Raw genomic sequence first — 15801 nt, 5'->3', positions numbered from 1 at the left:
ACGTTCAAGTTTAAATTTGCTATTCCTCTTCGCGTTCTGAAAGTTCTTCCTCCTCTTCTTTAAGGAGCTCCTCTTCTTCCACTACAAGATTCCTGTACTTCCTTGCTCCAGTCCCTGCTGGGATCAAATTTCCAATAATTACATTTTCTATAAGCCCCTCAAGTCTATCTTCCTTACCCGCTATCGCAGCTTCTGTAAGAACTTTGGTAGTCTCAATGAATGACGCAGCGGAAAGGAAGCTTTCAGAGGCCAGAGCAGCCTTCTTTATTCCAAGCAACTGGAATTCATATGTCGCGGGTTTTCCTCCTTTCTCACGGACTTCTTTGTTTTCTTCCTCCACTACGCTTATATCCACAAGGTCACCTTCCACAAGATTCTTTGTATCACCAGCATCTTTAATCAGTACTTTTCTTCCCATTTGCCTTACAAAGATTTCAACATGTACATCTTTGATCTTGACGTCAGAAGCAGCGTAACTCCGCAATATGTTATCCAAGAGGAATTCCTGCGCCTTATCAATACCCCTAATTCTTAATATGTCCTTAGGATTGATTCTTCCACCAGTAAGCTGTTCACCTGCTTCAACCCAATCACCTTCTGCTACCGTTAGATACTGGCCAAATAACGGGTACTCTCTTACCTCTCCAGAATCACTGGTGACTCTAATAATATATTTCCCCTTATCTCCTTTTTCAATGCTGACCCTTCCACTAATCTCAGATAGAATAGCATGCTTAAATCTGCTACCTCCATAGGCATAAATATCAAGAATTGATTCGGTGAAAAGTTCAAGCCAGTACTCGATGGCCTGGAATCCTACGGTGATATCCCTTGTACCCAATGCCAGAACGTCTTTAATTGGCAACCTGGCAAGTATATCTCCCGGCTCTACAATGTCACCTTCACTGATATCTGCAGATAAAATTGCCCCGTTGGAGAGCAATATCTCTTCTAACAATTCACCAGACTCAGGGTCAACAATATGTATCCTTGGATAAAGGGTAGATCTTCTATCAAATTTTACAATTTTTTCCTCCTCAGCGTCGGTAACTAAGGTCTTACCAGGTACCAGATCAACATAAACAACTTTGCCTTTTTGCGTTGCGAGAATTAGATATCTGTATGGATCCCACTCACAGAGAAGCTGACCCTTCTGTACCTTCTGGCCGTCCTCAACGTAAACCCTTGATCCATAAGGTACTTCAAATTTTCTTTCCAGCTTACCATCTGTAGTTCTAAGTATGATCCGAGCTCTTTTGCCTGCATTTATCATCCCTGCTCTCGGGTTGCTCACCACTTTTAAGTTCACAAACTCTACGACTCCATCAAAAGGAGCCTCGTGATATGACGCGCCTGTAGTTCTTTCTCCAGCACCACCCGTATGGAATGTTCTCAAAGTAAGCTGAGTACTCGGTTCTCCCAGTGACTGCGCTGCCATTACACCAACCGCTTCACCAACTTCCACAAGGCGCCCGGTGGCATGATTCCTACCATAGCATTTTGCACAAACACCTTTCTTTGCTTTACAGGTTAAAACGGATCTGACCAATACTTCAGTGATTCCACTTTCTTCGATTCTCTTTGCCGCTTCTTCATCAATCTCTTGACCTTCTTCAACAATAATCTCACCGGTTATAGGGTGATAAATATCTTCCAGTGCCACGCGTCCCACTATTCTTTCAGCAAGGGTAATAAGTGGTTGATTCTTTTCATCCAACAAAGCGGTTACCTTTCTTCCCGTGAGTGTACCACAGTCTTCCTCCGTTACCACTATATGGTGAGCAACATTTACCAATCTCCTTGTATAATAGCCAGAAAGTGATGTCTTCAAAGCAGTATCTACAAGCCCTTTCCTTGATCCGTGCGTAGAAATGAAGTATTCAAGGACTTTAAATCCTTCCTTATTATTTGAAATGATCGGCACTTCAAGAAGCTGGTTAATTTGCGTTTTTACCTTGCCGAGTTTTGCCATGAGTCCACGCATTCCAGCAAGCTGTTTTACCTGGTCTTCGTTACCCCTTGCACCCGACTTAAGCATCATGTAAATGGGATTAAATCCGTATTTATCCTTCTCCATAACCTTTAACATTTCTCTCTTGACTTCTTCCGTAGCACGAGTCCATATGGACTGAACCAGGAGCTGTTTCTCCTTTTCAGAAATTGTCCTCTTTTCGTAAGCCTTCAAGATCTTCTCCACCTCTTCCCGAGCCCTTTGGATGATTTCTTTCTTCTTCTCGGGAATAACCATATCATCCATACCAAATGTTATGCCAGCTATCGTTGAATATTTAAAGCCAAGATCTTTTAGGGCATCAAGAAGCTCAGCCGTTCTTGCAGGTCCAAAATTCTTATGTGCATTGTAAACCAAGTTGGAAAGCTGACCCTTCCGTATTTCCTCGTTTATAAACCTCAATTCTTCTGGCAGAGCATCATTGAAAATTATCCGCCCAACGGTAGTTTCAATGATTTCATTCTTTATCTTCACCTTTATTTTTGCTCTAAGTCCTACATAACCATTCTCGTAGGCTAAAAGCGCCTCTTCGGGAGAAGAAAAGATTTTCCCTTCACCCTTATCGTTTGGCAGGATCCTTGTAAGATAATTCAAGCCCAGCACTATGTCACGGGTAGGTGCGGCTAATGGTCCACCGTGGGCAGGCGATAAGATGTTATATATTGAAAGAAGGATTCCATAACTTTCCAACTGAGCCTCATAGGAAATAGGTACGTAAACTGCCATCGTATCACCGTCAAAGTCGGCATTGTAAGCAGGGCAAACGAGAGGATGAAGTCCAATGGCCTTGTTCTCCCATAGAACCGGCTCAAAAGCTTGAATCGAAGGTCTATGTAGCGTTGGAGCCCTATTAAGAAGTACCGGATGATCTTTGACTATCTTTTCAAGCATTTCCCAGATTGCCGGGTCTCTCTGCCTCAGTTTAGCCTCAGCTTCTCTTATGCTACTTGCAAGGCCCGATTCATTGAGTTTATGCTCTACCATCGGACGGAATAGTTCAAGAGCCATTTCTTTTGGCAGTGCAACCTGATTCATTTTTAGTTCCGGTGCCACCACAATCACTGAACGGCCGGAATAGTCTACTCTCTTACCTAAGAGATTCCTTCTTAAAACACCCTTTTTGCCCCTGAGGACATCGGAGATAGATTTTAGCTTTCTTCCGCCCTTGGGTGAAATAACCGGCCTTCTTCTCTTAGAATTATCTGACAAAGCTTCAACAGCTTCCTGAAGGTTACGCTTTTCATTGTTGATAATAATCTCAGGTGCCCCTTGCTCCATCAGCTGTTTTAACCTGTTATTTCTCATTATAACCCGCCTATAGAGCTGGTTAATTTCAGTAGTAGCAATCTGGCCGTTCTCAAGGAATACAATCGGTCTCAGATCCGGTGGAATTACAGGAAGTACTTCCAGAATCATCCATTCGGGGCGAGTTTTAGAATTCAAAAGTGCTTGAACGATCCTATATTTCTTGAGGAACTTGGCTCTTTTGATTGGCGACTGTTCTTTCTTAATTCTAACTCTAAGCTCATTTCTGAGGTCTTCAAGATTCATGCTGGCAAGAATCTTCTTTATTCCTGGGGCTCCCATTTCCGCTTCAAACTGGTTACCATACTCCTTCTTATATTCTTCGTACTCAGCAACAGATAATACCTGTCCCACTTTTAGTTTTACATCACCCGATTCACCACCCCTCGCAAGGTCTTCTGAAACCTTCGTCACAATATAGGCATCGTAATAAATAACCCTTTCAAGGTCCTTCACACTAAGATCGAGAAGTATACCAATAGGAGATGGAACCGCCTTATAGAACCATATATGTGCAACTGGCACTGCAAGCTCAATATGTCCCATTCTTTCCCTTCTTACCCTCTTCTCTGTAACCTCAACGCCGCATCGGTCACACTTTACGCCCCTGTACTTCCTGCCCTTGTATTTTCCGCAACTACATTCATAATCTTTCACAGGACCAAAAATTCTTTCACAGAAAAGTCCACCAGGTTCGGGCTTCTGCGTTCGATAGTTTATAGTCTCTGAGCTTGTCACTTCACCGTGAGACCAACTTCTTATGGTCTCAGGCGAAGCTATTTTGATCCTTATTGACAACAAATTTTTGGGTAATAATTTTTCCATAGTCTACTCCGACTTAAAGTTTGGTTTTAGAAAATGTTTATCTTTTTCCTCAGCGGTTTTTAATTCAACATCAAGGCAAAGACCTCTAAGGTGATTGACAAGAACCTTGAAAGATGCAGGAAGACCTGGCTCTTTTGGCCTTTTACCCAGTTGTAATTCCTTATACAGTTTATTTCGACTTTCAATATCATCCGACTTTATAGTCAACATTTCCTGTAAGGTGTAAGCTGCACCGTGTGCTTCAAGAGCCCAAACCTCCATCTCCCCGAATCTCTGTCCACCAAAGTGGGATTTACCACCCACAGGTTGCTGGGTAATTGAAGAATAGGGACCAATTGCTCTTGCATGGATCTTGTCTTCCACCATGTGAATTAGTTTTATTATATACATGTAGCCTACCGTCACCGGGTATTCGAAATATTCTCCCGTCCTTCCGTCTCTTAATCTTACCTTGCCAGGATATGTCAGCCCTGCTTCTTCCATTTCTTTCTGAATCTCTTCCACAGTCATGCCTTCAAAAGCGGGACAAGCGTAGTAAACACCCTTCTTCTTACCTGCCCAACCCAGTATCGTTTCAAGAATCTGACCCACATTCATACGGGATGGAACCCCAAGGGGGCTCAAAACCAGGTCAACGGGTGTTCCGTCCTCTAAAAATGGCATATCTTCAACAGGCGCTATCTTTGCAACGACACCTTTATTTCCGTGCCTTCCAGTAATCTTATCTCCAACCTGAAGTCGCCTCTTTTGCGCTACGTATATCTTAATCAACTGATTCACCCCGGGCGGAAGTTCATCTCCCCTTTCAATTTCCTGAAGTGTCTGATTCAATCTTTCGTCAATTTCTTTCTCCCTCTTGTGAAAGTCCTGAATCATATTTCTAATACGTTCAATCTTTTCTTCTGCTATAACTGGCAAATCATAATTGAGTCGGGTAAGGTCAATCCGTTTGTTTAAAACGAGATCATCTAATATTTCTCTGGTAACCAGCGTACCTTTGGGTAAAATAACAGTTCCATCCTTGGCCTTCAGATCGTCAGCAAGCACTTCATCAACTAAAACCTCTATGATGAAATCCCTAAGCCTTGTTTTTAACAGCCTTTTTTCCTCCTCTGCCCTTCTATATGCCTTATCCTTACGTTCCTTGATGACTTTAAGCGAAAGTGAATCACTTTTCGTTTTGGTCAAAATGACTACGTCGACTACGTATCCTGAGACACCTGGGGGTACCCTCTTTGATGTGTCTTTAACAGGTTGATCATATCCGACAACGGCGAGAAGAAGCTTCTTTTCTGGAGAGAGTTCCTCTTCCTCACCCTTTGGTGTAACCTTACCAACCAGGATATCCCTTGGTTTAACCTCTACACCAACGCGAATAATTCCGTCATTGTCAAGATTCCTTAAATCCTCTTCCATTACTCCTGGAATCTGATTGGTAACCTCCTCTGGACCGAGAGTAGTTTCTCTCACTTCAACCTCAAACTCAAGGATATGTATGGAAGTTAAAGCATCCTCCTTCAGGACATTTTCAGAAACAACAATAGCATCTTCGTAATTATAACCATACCAGGGGAGGAAGGCTACAAGAAGGTTCTTGCCAAGCGCAAGCTCTCCGTTTTTGGTAGCAGCAGCATCAGCAATGATGTCACCGGCCTTGATTTTGTCGCCAACCTTTACAATAGGCCTCATATTTATGAGGGTATTCTGATTAGACCTTCGGAACTTTATGAGGTTGTATTCTTCGATTTCGTCTTCAAATTTGGAGAGTTTTTTGCCTCTCTTTGAAACCCTTACAAGAACTCTCTTAGAGTCAACGTACACAACCGTTCCGCTATTTCTCGCAACAAGAAGGGTTCCTGAATCTCTTGCAACTTTAGCTTCCATTCCAGTTCCTACAATTGGAGGTTCTGGATCAAGCAAAGGAACTGCTTGCCTTTGCATGTTACAACCCATCAAAGCCCTTAGTGCATCATCATGCTCAAGGAAAGGAATAAGAGAAGCAGAAGGCGAAATCACCTGACGGGGTGAAACATCAATATAATTCACTTTTTCTCTTTCTACTTCAACATAATCATCCTTATATCTTACCCAAACCTTGCTATCCTTGATCAAGCCAGTTTCAGGGTCATATTCCACATCAGCCGATGCAATGTATGCATCCCTTTCTTCATTTCTGCTAAGTTCAACAATCTTGTCAGTAACTTTTCCATTTTCTACAACCCTCAAAGGTGTTTTAATAAATCCATATTCATCAACCTTGGCATAAGTCGTAAGGGAATTAATCAATCCTACATTTTGCCCTTCTGGCGTTTCAATGGGGCATAGTCTACCATAATGAGAAGGATGAACATCTCTCACCTCAAAACCTGCAGTCTCTTTCGTCAAACCGCCCCTACCAAAGGCGGATATACGTCTCTTATGAGTAAGCTCAGAAAGGGGATTCGTCTGATCGAGAAACTGGGATAAGGTATCGCGCATAAAGAAATTTATAAGCGAACTGGTAATCACCTTTGGATCAATTAGTACCTTTGGAACAATTCTCGCTTCATCACTAATGGAAAGAATCTTTTCGGCAATGTTTCTAACCAGTTTTCTTCCGAAAGCCTCTCTGATTTGTTCATAAAGGAGCTCACCAACACTCCGAACCCTCCTATTAGCAAGGTCGTCAATGTCGTCGGGTTCCATTTCACCTTTATACAATCCTATAAGCTTTCTCACTACTTCAACAATATCTTCAATAGTGAGAACATGCTCAGTCTTCTTCTGTTCTCCATAAAGCCTCAGGTTAAACTTATATCTTCCGACCTCTCCGATGTAGAAATAGGCCTCACCAAGGAAAAAGTTCCTGATGAAAGTCCTGGCCTCCTCCAAATCACTTGGAGGCTGACTAAACTTTAAAGTGCGGTAAATGTTACCAATGGCATCCGCTTCTTTCTTTAACCTGTCCTGCCTGTAAGTGGTATAAAGAACACTGCCCTCTGATGTTTCAACATCAAAAACTTCAACCTTTCTAACATTTCTTGCCTTTAGCTCCTTTAAAATTGTGGAATTTAAAAGTTCAAGGGCCTCAAAGAGAACCTCACCAGTAGCTGTATCCACAATATCCTTTGCAAGAACATACCTTTCAGGTTCGGTTATTTCGTCTACATCAAGTTTTTCAGTCTTAAGAAACATTTTGAAAATTTCAACAAAGGGCAATCCAGTAAGTGCTCTAATGAGCCTTGTGAAGGGAATCTTCCTTCTCTTAGAAACAGTCACAGTGAGATTCTTGTTACCATCAATAATAAACTCGACCCATGGTCCCCTGTAGGGAACAAGCAGGGCTTTACAGGGCAAAGATTCACCTTCCACTTCAGGACCTTCAAAATAAACTCCTGGTGCTCTGTGTATCTGGCTTACAAGAACCCTTTCCACACCATTAATGACGAAAGTGCCGCGGCTCGTCATGTATGGTATTTCACCCATATAGACTTCTTGAGTTACGCTCTCTTCGAATTCCTTCGTTTCAGGATTCTTTTTGGAGAGTCTGAAGACTGCCTTAAGAGGAACAGAATAAGTTAAATTTTTCTCCTTACACTCCTCGGGCGTAAGGCGTGGAGTGCCTACAGAGTAATCGACATACTCAAGTCTATAAATTCCATTTTTGTCGGTAACGGGAAAGAATTCTCTGAATATATATTCTAAACTACCAAATGGCCGCTCTTCCTTTGGAACTCCTTCAGATAAAAGTTTTCTGAAGGAGTCCAGCTGAATGAAAAGAAGATCTGGCATTGGGTATTTTTCTGGCTTATATCCAATCCTTATAATTTTGTCCATATTAGACAAAATTCACCTCCTATCAATTTCTTCCAAAATAGCTAAATGGGGCATACAGCCCCATTTAACACCCAAAAGATTGATTGTAGACAAGGTATGCTCGTGGGAGTAGTTATTTAATCTCTACTTTGGCACCCAATTTTTCAAACTGCTGTTTAATCTTCTCGGCCTCTTCCTTAGAAACTCCTTCCTTAAGAGGCTTAGGCAAGTTATCGACAAAATCCTTTGCCTCTTTCAAACCAAGTCCAGTTAATGCTCTCACTTCTTTCAACACATTGATCCTATCCTGACCAGCATCAACAAGAATAACGTCAAACTCAGTCTTTTCTTCTACCGCAGCGGCAGGTGCGGAACCGGCAGCAACAGGTCCAGCCATAACCGGCATAGCAGCGGAAACGCCGAATTTATTCTCCAGTTCCTTCACCAGTTGGGAGAGTTCCAGCACGGATAAAGACTCAATCATTTCCACTATTTCAGCAACACTCTTTTTTTCAGCCATTTTACTTAACCTCCTCTTTTTGTTTTCTAATCTGCTCAAGTGCAAAAACTAAGGCCTGTATAGGCCAGTTCAAAGAATAAACAAGTTTAAATATAGGCGCATTAAGCGCACCTACAACCTGAGCTTGAAGCTCTTTCTTCGTAGGTAATTTGGCAATAATGTTAATTTCCTCGGGACCGAAAATCTTACCATCCAGCCATCCGGCCTTGAAAGAAAATTTTGAAATTTCTTTAGAATAGTCAAAAGCAGCTTTGAGAGGTTCAATCTCATCTTCCATTGCGAACAAAACCGCTGTAGGCCCCGGAATAAACTTTTCCACGTCCTCAAGGTTTTTCTCCTTAAGCGCAAAATATAGGGTTGTATTTTTAACAACCTTGAGAATTGCTCCCTTTTCTCTAAGTCTTCTCCTTAATTCGGTGATTTCGGCAACCGTCAATCCGGTGTAATTGCAAAGGTAGAAAGCTTTTGCACTATCAAGCTTTTCCTTTAATTCCCTTACTTTCTCAATCTTTTCTTGTCTAACTTTAACCATATTACGCCCTCTCCAGTTGCGAATAAATACTATTAAGATCCAGCTTAATACTTGGACCCATTGTTGTACTCAGATAAGCCTGTTTAATATAGGTACCTTTCGCAGTTTTAGGCTTAGCATTTATCAGTTCATGGAAAAATGCAAGAATATTCTCTTTAAGTGCTTCTTCAGGAAAAGAAACCTTACCCACTGGAACATGGATATTTCCCGTCTTATCCACTTTAAACTCAACTCTACCCATCTTCAGTTCTTTAACAATACGCCCTACTTCTTTTGTCACTGTACCGGTCTTAGGTGAAGGCATTAATCCCCGCGGACCAAGTATTTTTCCAAGTTTTGCAAGCTCAGGCATAACATCAGGTGTGGCAACTAATGCATCAAATTCAAGCCATCCATTTTTTATTTTTTCTATTAAATCCTGATACCCAACATAATCGGCACCCGCTTCGAGAGCCTCCTTTTCCTCTTCGCCCTTAGTTATAACAGCAACTCTGACACTCTTACCGAGACCTTTTGGCAACACCGCTGATCCTCTAACCATCTGATCAGCTTTCCGGGGATCTACACCAAGCAGTACAGCAACCTCGACAGTTTCGTCAAATTTTGCACTCGCCAGTTCCTTAACCTTTTTAATAGCCTCGTCTAACGGGTATTCTTTACCCTTTTCGACTTTTTCCAGCAAGGCCATGTATCTCTTACCATGTTTAGCCATTTTTAACCCTCCACTACCTCAATACCCATACTGCGAGCGGTCCCTTCAATTATCCGCATAGCCGCCTCTATATCATTAGCGTTTAAATCCTTCATCTTCAATTCAGCAATCTTCCGAACATCTGACTTTTTGACCTTTCCTACTTTAACTTTATTCGGTTCACCCGACCCCTTAACAATTCCTGCAGCCTTTTTAAGAAGCTCTGATGCTAATGGAGTTTTAACTTCAAAGGTAAAGCTCCTATCCTTATAAACCGTTACTATAACAGGGACGACGAGCCCTTGAAGATTTCTCGTCCTGTCATTAAACTCCTTAACAAATTGCATCAAATTAACGCCGTGTTGTCCCAAAGCAGGTCCTACAGGCGGGGCTGGAGTTGCCTGACCCGCAGGTAACTGCAATCTAACCTGAGCAACAGCCTCTTTCTTTTTCGGGGGCATTTTTGTCCTCCTTTATCCAGCTTTTTCTACCCCATCAAAGTCTATATAAATAGGGGTAGTCCTGTTCAACAAATGGATCAAAACTTTCAATTTCCTCTTCTGTGGATAAACTTCATCCACCGTACCAATCATCCCCTCATAATCCCCTATGAGAACCTTTACCTTTTCACCTTCAAGATAAGGCACCTTTTGCTCTTTCTTCTGCTGTTCAATTTCAATCCTCTTCTTCAATTCTTCAACTTCCTCTTCTTTAAGAAACTCATAAATCGGTTCTCCTGTCCTTTCGTCCCTCTTCGTCAAAGCCCTCATCAAGCGTGTTTCCGCAAGTAGATTAGCAACCTTGTCAATCAGATCTTTGTCACCTTTAACTCCGACAAAAAGGTATCCTCTATATATGGGTTTTTCGATATTCACTCTCACTCTTTCCTTTTTCTCACCACGCCCCTTGGTGACCACCTTTGAGATGAATTCCGTTGGCAAGAGAGGCTCAACCAGGTCCTCAAGACCATGTTCCTTTATTACCTTTTGAGCCGCAACAAAGGCTTTTTTCTCTTTACCCGAATAAGTCTGAAAAATCAACCACTTTCTCTCTACAAGCTCTTGCTTTTTCTCTGTCATATTTTACCCCAATATGAGCTGTATTATTTTTGAAATTAGCAAATCAACAAGAAACATGAACAAAATAAAAAAGAGCGAAATCAGTATTACTCCCAAAGTACCACCCCATAAACTCTCCTTCGTTGGCCAGGTTATTTTCATGAACTCCTGATAGGACTCTTTCAAAAATTCAATTACCTTCTTCATACCTTTGACTCCCTATGGACGGTATGCTTCCCGCAGAATTTGCAAAACTTTTTTAATTCAAGTTTCTCTTTCTTGTCTTTGTTTTTCATTGAGTAGTAATTCTTCCTCTTACACTCAGTACAAACTAAAGCTATTTTCACTCTCATACTTCCTCCTTATACAGGCCTGGAGGGATTTGAACCCCCAACCACTGGATTTGGAGTCCAGCGCTCTACCTGGTTGAGCTACAGGCCTATGTAAAGTTGCAAAATTATAATTCCTTAATATTGGACAGTCAAGTAACATAATGCCCCCGAGAGGATTCGAACCTCTGGCCTGCGGTTTAGGAAACCGCCGCTCTATCCTCCTGAGCTACGGGGGCCAGTTAGGCTAAATGATAAGGTTGCAAATCTGGAAATTCAAATCAAAATATGCCAGACCAAAGTAACTTTTAAACCTTAAACTTAATAAAATATTAAACTTACAAAAAATTCAGTTTTTCACACTATGCTGAGTCAAAAGAAAAGGATTGGCCTTAATTCTTACCACCTTCAAATTGACAGTTCAAAGGCTAAACGCTATATAAATAATATGAAAAACGGTGCTACAGAAGGATTCAAATTCAAGGATCCAAGATACAACCAAGATCTGGAATTCAAAATTGTACCGATTGATTCTCTTGAAATTGTTGAACACCAGAGAAAACCTAGCAACTATCACGTTACGCACCTCATATACTCCATAGAAAGAGTTGGCTTCATAGTTCCTCTTGTTGTTGTGGAAAAAAATGGAAAGTATGTAATTCTCGATGGCCAACACAGATTCCTGGCAGCCCAGAAACTCGACATCAAAGAACTGCCGGTCATTGTGGTTCCTGAAAAACTTGCCTACCTGATGATGAATTTTAATATAGAAAAAGAGTTGAATATACGTGAGAAATCCTACGTAGCTTTAAACATTTACAGACAATACCTTAGAACTAACCCTCAGATGCCCGAAATCGAACCAATATTAACAGATTCTTTAGAGCAGGCCTATTATGTCACCCTTGGTCTTGGATATGAGGAAGAAGAAAAACTTCGTGGAAGTATGTTTGAATCTATCCTCAAAAAATGTGACTACTTTTTAGACACACCTTTGGTAGAAGCTATGGAAGAAAGGAAGAGAAGGGCAAAGCGGGTAACGGAAGTTAACTCCCTAATTACGGAAATTGCTCAGAAACTGAAAGAGATTGAAAAATGGCACCCCTTTATACATCAACAGATACTATCCTACGCCAACCCTTACAAAAGAAAGAGGGAGGCCATAGATTTTGACGATATGTTTGATGCCCTCACGGAAAACTTAAAAAAGGTTAAAGAAGACCCTGAAGTAATCTTGAAAGAAGAATTCGAGGAATAAACTCTATTAATCTTAAACTTAATTGGTTTTTCTCAATTAAACGGTGTTGTTTTTTCATTTTTTGAGGCAAAGTTTACAATTCGCACTTTCAAATTCGCCAAAATTTTGTTAAAATTTCACTATGCCTATTTTTAACCCTCCTATTAAAGAGGAAATCCTCGGTGGGGGACTTGTCCTATTGGAAGAAATGCTGGGGGATGACCTTACACCGGCGAGGGTTGCCCGGATTTCCTATCTTTCCAGCGGCGACGAGGAAGCTAACAAAAAACTTTTGATAAAACTTTTAGAAATGGGGCACTTTTCACCCTTCGAACAACAGGTCTTCCGATTCAAGATTGAAGGCATCCCCATGTACATAGGTGAACAACTTCTTCGACATAGGATCGCGAGTCCGTTAAAACGCTCTTTCAGATATACCAGTCCGGATAAGGGAACAGTAATAGAATATACTCCCGAGAATTTGAATAAAATTGTACATATCCCTCCAGAATTCTTTAACCTCAGAGAATCGCATATTCAGAACAAAGAAGAGCTTCTCAAAGAAATACTTGATCACATCAAAAAATCAATCGAACTATACCAAAAATTGGTAGAATCGGGGTTGAGAAAAGAAGCGGCAAGAACAATCTTGCCCGCAGGCTTAAGAACCTCTCTCTACTGGACGATCAACATGAGAAGTCTCATGAACTTTCTTGAACAGAGGCTTTCTCCAAAAGCACAATGGGAAATGAGACAATTGGCGAAAGCGGTAGTGAGAATTCTTTATCAGGTGGTACCTCTTACTATAGATAATTATCTTAAAATAAGCGGACTTGAAACCCATTTTAGGGATTGAGAGATAGAAAAACCGCGATCTAAAGTTTCTCCCATTTTTCAATGTCGCCCTCCACTACGTAAAAAAGCGGATTGGGTCTAATGGGCTTACCTTGTAAGTCCTTGCAAACCCTTTCAAACCAATCCTTGTTTCTAATCTTTAATTTCTTGCAAAGATGCCATAACTCAAAATCCAGCTGTCCCTTTGTTACAGGAATTACTCCCTTTAAAAGACCAGTCTTACATATCTTCCCTTCATCAAAATTGTAACCCCTTCTTCTCCCTTCGAGAAAGACAAAGTAGAGGTAAGAATTAATTGCAATCAAAGGATTCTTATATTTTTTAAATCTTTCAAGTTGTGGGTGATTTTTATAACCTTTTGTATTTCCTTCCAGAACCTTTTTTGCCAGAAGTCCCTCCCTCCAGAGGGCTACAATTCCTTGAGGATCAAGGTAAGATGGGTCAATTGACCACAAACGCATTAAATAATTCTAAAAGTGAAAAGGAAAAACACAAAATTTGATGCGTATAAAGAGACAACGTAAACCAATACGCTGAATTTCCAACCCCAACCAACTCCATACATTAAATTAGACGCCGCAAAGCCACCTCCTAAAACTCAAAAGGGATTATCCATTTCGCCCTCCTTAAACTTTCCAAGCAAATCGCTTCATTTTTTAAGATTCACGAATTATAATAATCATAACAACTGGGTGAGCATTGAGGTGAACAAAAAACTTATTCTTGCTTCAGGTTCTCCGAGGAGAATTGCAGTTCTGAGGAAATTTGGATATGAATTTGAATCAATCAAACCAGAGGTTGAGGAAAAAATTAAAGAAATTGAAGATTGCATTAAAGTTGCAGAAGAAAAGGCTCTTTACATCAAGGAAAAGGGCGTAATTTTAGCCTGTGATACCATTGTAGTCTTAAAGGACGAAATACTGGGAAAACCGAGAAACCTCAAAGAGGCGAAGAATTTTCTGAAAAAACTGTCAGGGAAATGGCATGAGGTTTACACAGGTTACGTTATTAAAAGTGTCAAAGAACTGAAAAAAAACCTCATAAAAACACAAGTAAAATTTGCTCGGCTCAGCGATTTTGAAATCGAACTACTACTCAAGTGTGGTGATCCTCTTGACAAGGCAGGTGCTTACGGAATCCAGGAAATGGCCGGCCTTTTTGTAGAGAAAATTTGTGGTTCGTATTTCAATGTGGTGGGAATCCCTATTGAGTACATTTATTGGGATTTAAAAGCATTAGGAATAATACCGACAGGAAAAACTACCGATGGTGGAGTTTAGATTTTATAAAAACGAGCCTTTTAAGGTATAATAATCAATAATGCAAGACGATAGCATACTCCGTCAAAAAGCAGAAGAGCCTTTAAAAAAGGCAGAAAAACTTCATCCCATCTACCGGGGCAAGATCGAAATCATCCCGAAAGTCCCCGTCTCCCATCTTGATTATTTTGCGGTTTGGTATACCCCCGGCGTTTCATCTGCCTGCAAAAAGATCGTAGAAAATCGTAACAACTCCTTTGAATACACATCCCGCTGGAATACCGTAGCGGTAATCTCAGATGGCACGAGAGTTTTAGGCCTTGGCAACATAGGACCCGAAGCTGCGCTTCCTGTTATGGAAGGAAAGGCGCTACTTTTTAAATATCTTGGCGCAGTCGATGCTTTTCCTATCTGCATAAAGGAAAAAGACCCGGAAAAGATTGTGGAGACTGTGAAAACACTGGAACCATCCTTCGGGGGTATAAATCTTGAAGATATAGAAAAACCCAAGTGTTTCTATATCCTTGAGAGATTAAGAAAAGAAATGGAAATTCCTGTGTGGCATGATGACCAGCAGGGAACCGCAACCATTACTATTTCGGCTCTTTATAACGCCACAAAAATTGTTGGAAAGAAACTTAAAGAACTCAGAATATTCATCCTTGGTGCCGGTTCGGCGGGTATTGCGACACTAAAATTACTCATCAGGGCCGGTATTGACCCCGGAAATATTTTAATGGCGGACAGGAATGGCCTTATAAGTTCCGACAGACCTTATCTTGAGGAGAAATTTGGGGTGTATACGGAGTTAATACTACAAACCAATAGAGAAAACATAAAAGGTGATTATCATAAAGGTTTTGAAGATGCTGATGTGTTCATAGGTTTTTCCACACCGGGCCCCGGGGTTGTCACTAAGGATGACATAAAGAAAATGGCAAAAAATGCCATAGTATTCGCCTGTGCCAACCCAATTCCAGAAATCTGGCCATGGGAAGCAAAGGAAGCAGGAGCAAAGATAGTGGCAACGGGGAGATCTGACTTTCCAAATCAGGTCAACAACTCCCTTGTGTTTCCTGGAATCTTTCGTGGTGTCCTTGACGTTGCTGCAAAAACCATTACCGATTCAATGTGCATAGAAGTAGCCAAAGAAATTGCAAAGTATGCGGAGGAAAGAGGGCTTACCGAAGAATACATAGTCCCAAGAATGGATGAATGGGAACTATTTCCAAGGATTGCCGCTTCTGCCGCTGATTCAGCGGTAAAAGAAGGGATTGCAAGAAAACACAAAACCTACAAGGAAGAGCTGGAAAACGCCACCCTCCTTATTACAAGAACCCGGGTACTGATTGAGGAACTTGAGAAAAGTGGCTTTGTAAAAAAC

The 15801-nt window shown here is 41.2% G+C and carries 14 protein-coding genes and 2 tRNA genes; 4 read left to right on the top strand and 12 right to left on the bottom strand.

The window, feature by feature from the left end:
• Positions 1-19 precede the first annotated feature (19 nt).
• The 11 genes from rpoC to QMD82_06170 all read right to left on the bottom strand — a co-directional run bounded on the left by rpoC (position 20) and on the right by QMD82_06170 (position 11305).
• Positions 20-4141: a DNA-directed RNA polymerase subunit beta' gene (rpoC, locus tag QMD82_06220; protein MDI6851511.1), complete on the bottom strand. Its 4122-nt coding sequence runs from the start codon at positions 4139-4141 to the stop codon at positions 20-22.
• A gap of 3 nt (positions 4142-4144) precedes the next feature.
• Positions 4145-7957, bottom strand: a complete 3813-nt coding sequence (rpoB, locus tag QMD82_06215) for a DNA-directed RNA polymerase subunit beta (GenBank protein MDI6851510.1) — start codon at positions 7955-7957, stop codon at positions 4145-4147.
• A 112-nt stretch (positions 7958-8069) separates the two neighbouring features.
• On the bottom strand, positions 8070-8456 hold the full coding sequence (rplL, locus tag QMD82_06210) for a 50S ribosomal protein L7/L12 (GenBank protein ID MDI6851509.1): 387 nt from the start codon (positions 8454-8456) through the stop codon (positions 8070-8072).
• Position 8457: 1 nt separating this feature from the next.
• Entirely contained in the window at positions 8458-8988 is a 531-nt protein-coding gene (gene rplJ, locus QMD82_06205; GenBank protein ID MDI6851508.1) for a 50S ribosomal protein L10, read from the bottom strand.
• Position 8989: 1 nt separating this feature from the next.
• Positions 8990-9700 (bottom strand): 50S ribosomal protein L1, encoded by a 711-nt coding sequence (rplA, locus tag QMD82_06200; protein MDI6851507.1) that lies wholly within the window; start codon positions 9698-9700, stop codon positions 8990-8992.
• 2 nt (positions 9701-9702) lie between these two features.
• Positions 9703-10140 (bottom strand): 50S ribosomal protein L11, encoded by a 438-nt coding sequence (rplK, locus tag QMD82_06195; GenBank protein ID MDI6851506.1) that lies wholly within the window; start codon positions 10138-10140, stop codon positions 9703-9705.
• 12 nt (positions 10141-10152) lie between these two features.
• Entirely contained in the window at positions 10153-10758 is a 606-nt protein-coding gene (locus tag QMD82_06190) for a transcription termination/antitermination NusG family protein (protein MDI6851505.1), read from the bottom strand.
• 3 nt (positions 10759-10761) lie between these two features.
• Positions 10762-10944, bottom strand: a complete 183-nt coding sequence (secE, locus tag QMD82_06185; GenBank protein ID MDI6851504.1) for a preprotein translocase subunit SecE — start codon at positions 10942-10944, stop codon at positions 10762-10764.
• A complete protein-coding gene (rpmG, locus tag QMD82_06180; protein MDI6851503.1) occupies positions 10941-11090 on the bottom strand; it encodes a 50S ribosomal protein L33 in 150 nt (49 codons plus the stop codon). The genes secE and rpmG overlap by 4 nt, the downstream gene beginning before the upstream one ends.
• Before the next feature lie 14 nt (positions 11091-11104).
• A tRNA-Trp gene (locus QMD82_06175) sits at positions 11105-11178 on the bottom strand.
• Between the two features lie 53 nt (positions 11179-11231).
• A tRNA-Arg gene (locus QMD82_06170) sits at positions 11232-11305 on the bottom strand.
• A gap of 209 nt (positions 11306-11514) precedes the next feature.
• On the opposite strand from QMD82_06170, the gene QMD82_06165 reads away from it, so the two are divergent.
• Together QMD82_06165 and thyX are read left to right on the top strand one after the other, a co-directional pair.
• Positions 11515-12324: a ParB/RepB/Spo0J family partition protein gene (locus QMD82_06165; protein ID MDI6851502.1), complete on the top strand. Its 810-nt coding sequence runs from the start codon at positions 11515-11517 to the stop codon at positions 12322-12324.
• 121 nt (positions 12325-12445) lie between these two features.
• Positions 12446-13159: an FAD-dependent thymidylate synthase gene (gene thyX, locus QMD82_06160; GenBank protein ID MDI6851501.1), complete on the top strand. Its 714-nt coding sequence runs from the start codon at positions 12446-12448 to the stop codon at positions 13157-13159.
• 19 nt (positions 13160-13178) lie between these two features.
• On the opposite strand, the gene QMD82_06155 is transcribed toward thyX, so the two are convergent.
• Positions 13179-13619 (bottom strand): pyrimidine dimer DNA glycosylase/endonuclease V, encoded by a 441-nt coding sequence (locus tag QMD82_06155; GenBank protein ID MDI6851500.1) that lies wholly within the window; start codon positions 13617-13619, stop codon positions 13179-13181.
• 243 nt (positions 13620-13862) lie between these two features.
• Between QMD82_06155 and QMD82_06150 the strand changes: the two genes are divergently transcribed.
• A complete protein-coding gene (locus QMD82_06150) occupies positions 13863-14438 on the top strand; it encodes a Maf family protein (protein MDI6851499.1) in 576 nt (191 codons plus the stop codon).
• Between the two features lie 40 nt (positions 14439-14478).
• Positions 14479-15801, top strand: a 1323-nt coding sequence (locus tag QMD82_06145) for an NADP-dependent malic enzyme (protein ID MDI6851498.1), incomplete at its 3' end; no start/stop codon positions are given.

The organism is bacterium (assembly GCA_030019025.1).
In the GTDB taxonomy this organism is placed as follows: domain Bacteria; phylum Hydrothermota; class Hydrothermia; order UBA1063; family UBA1063; genus UBA1063.
Note: the sequence above shows the minus strand (reverse complement) of the source record. Positions and strands in the feature narration are given on the sequence as shown.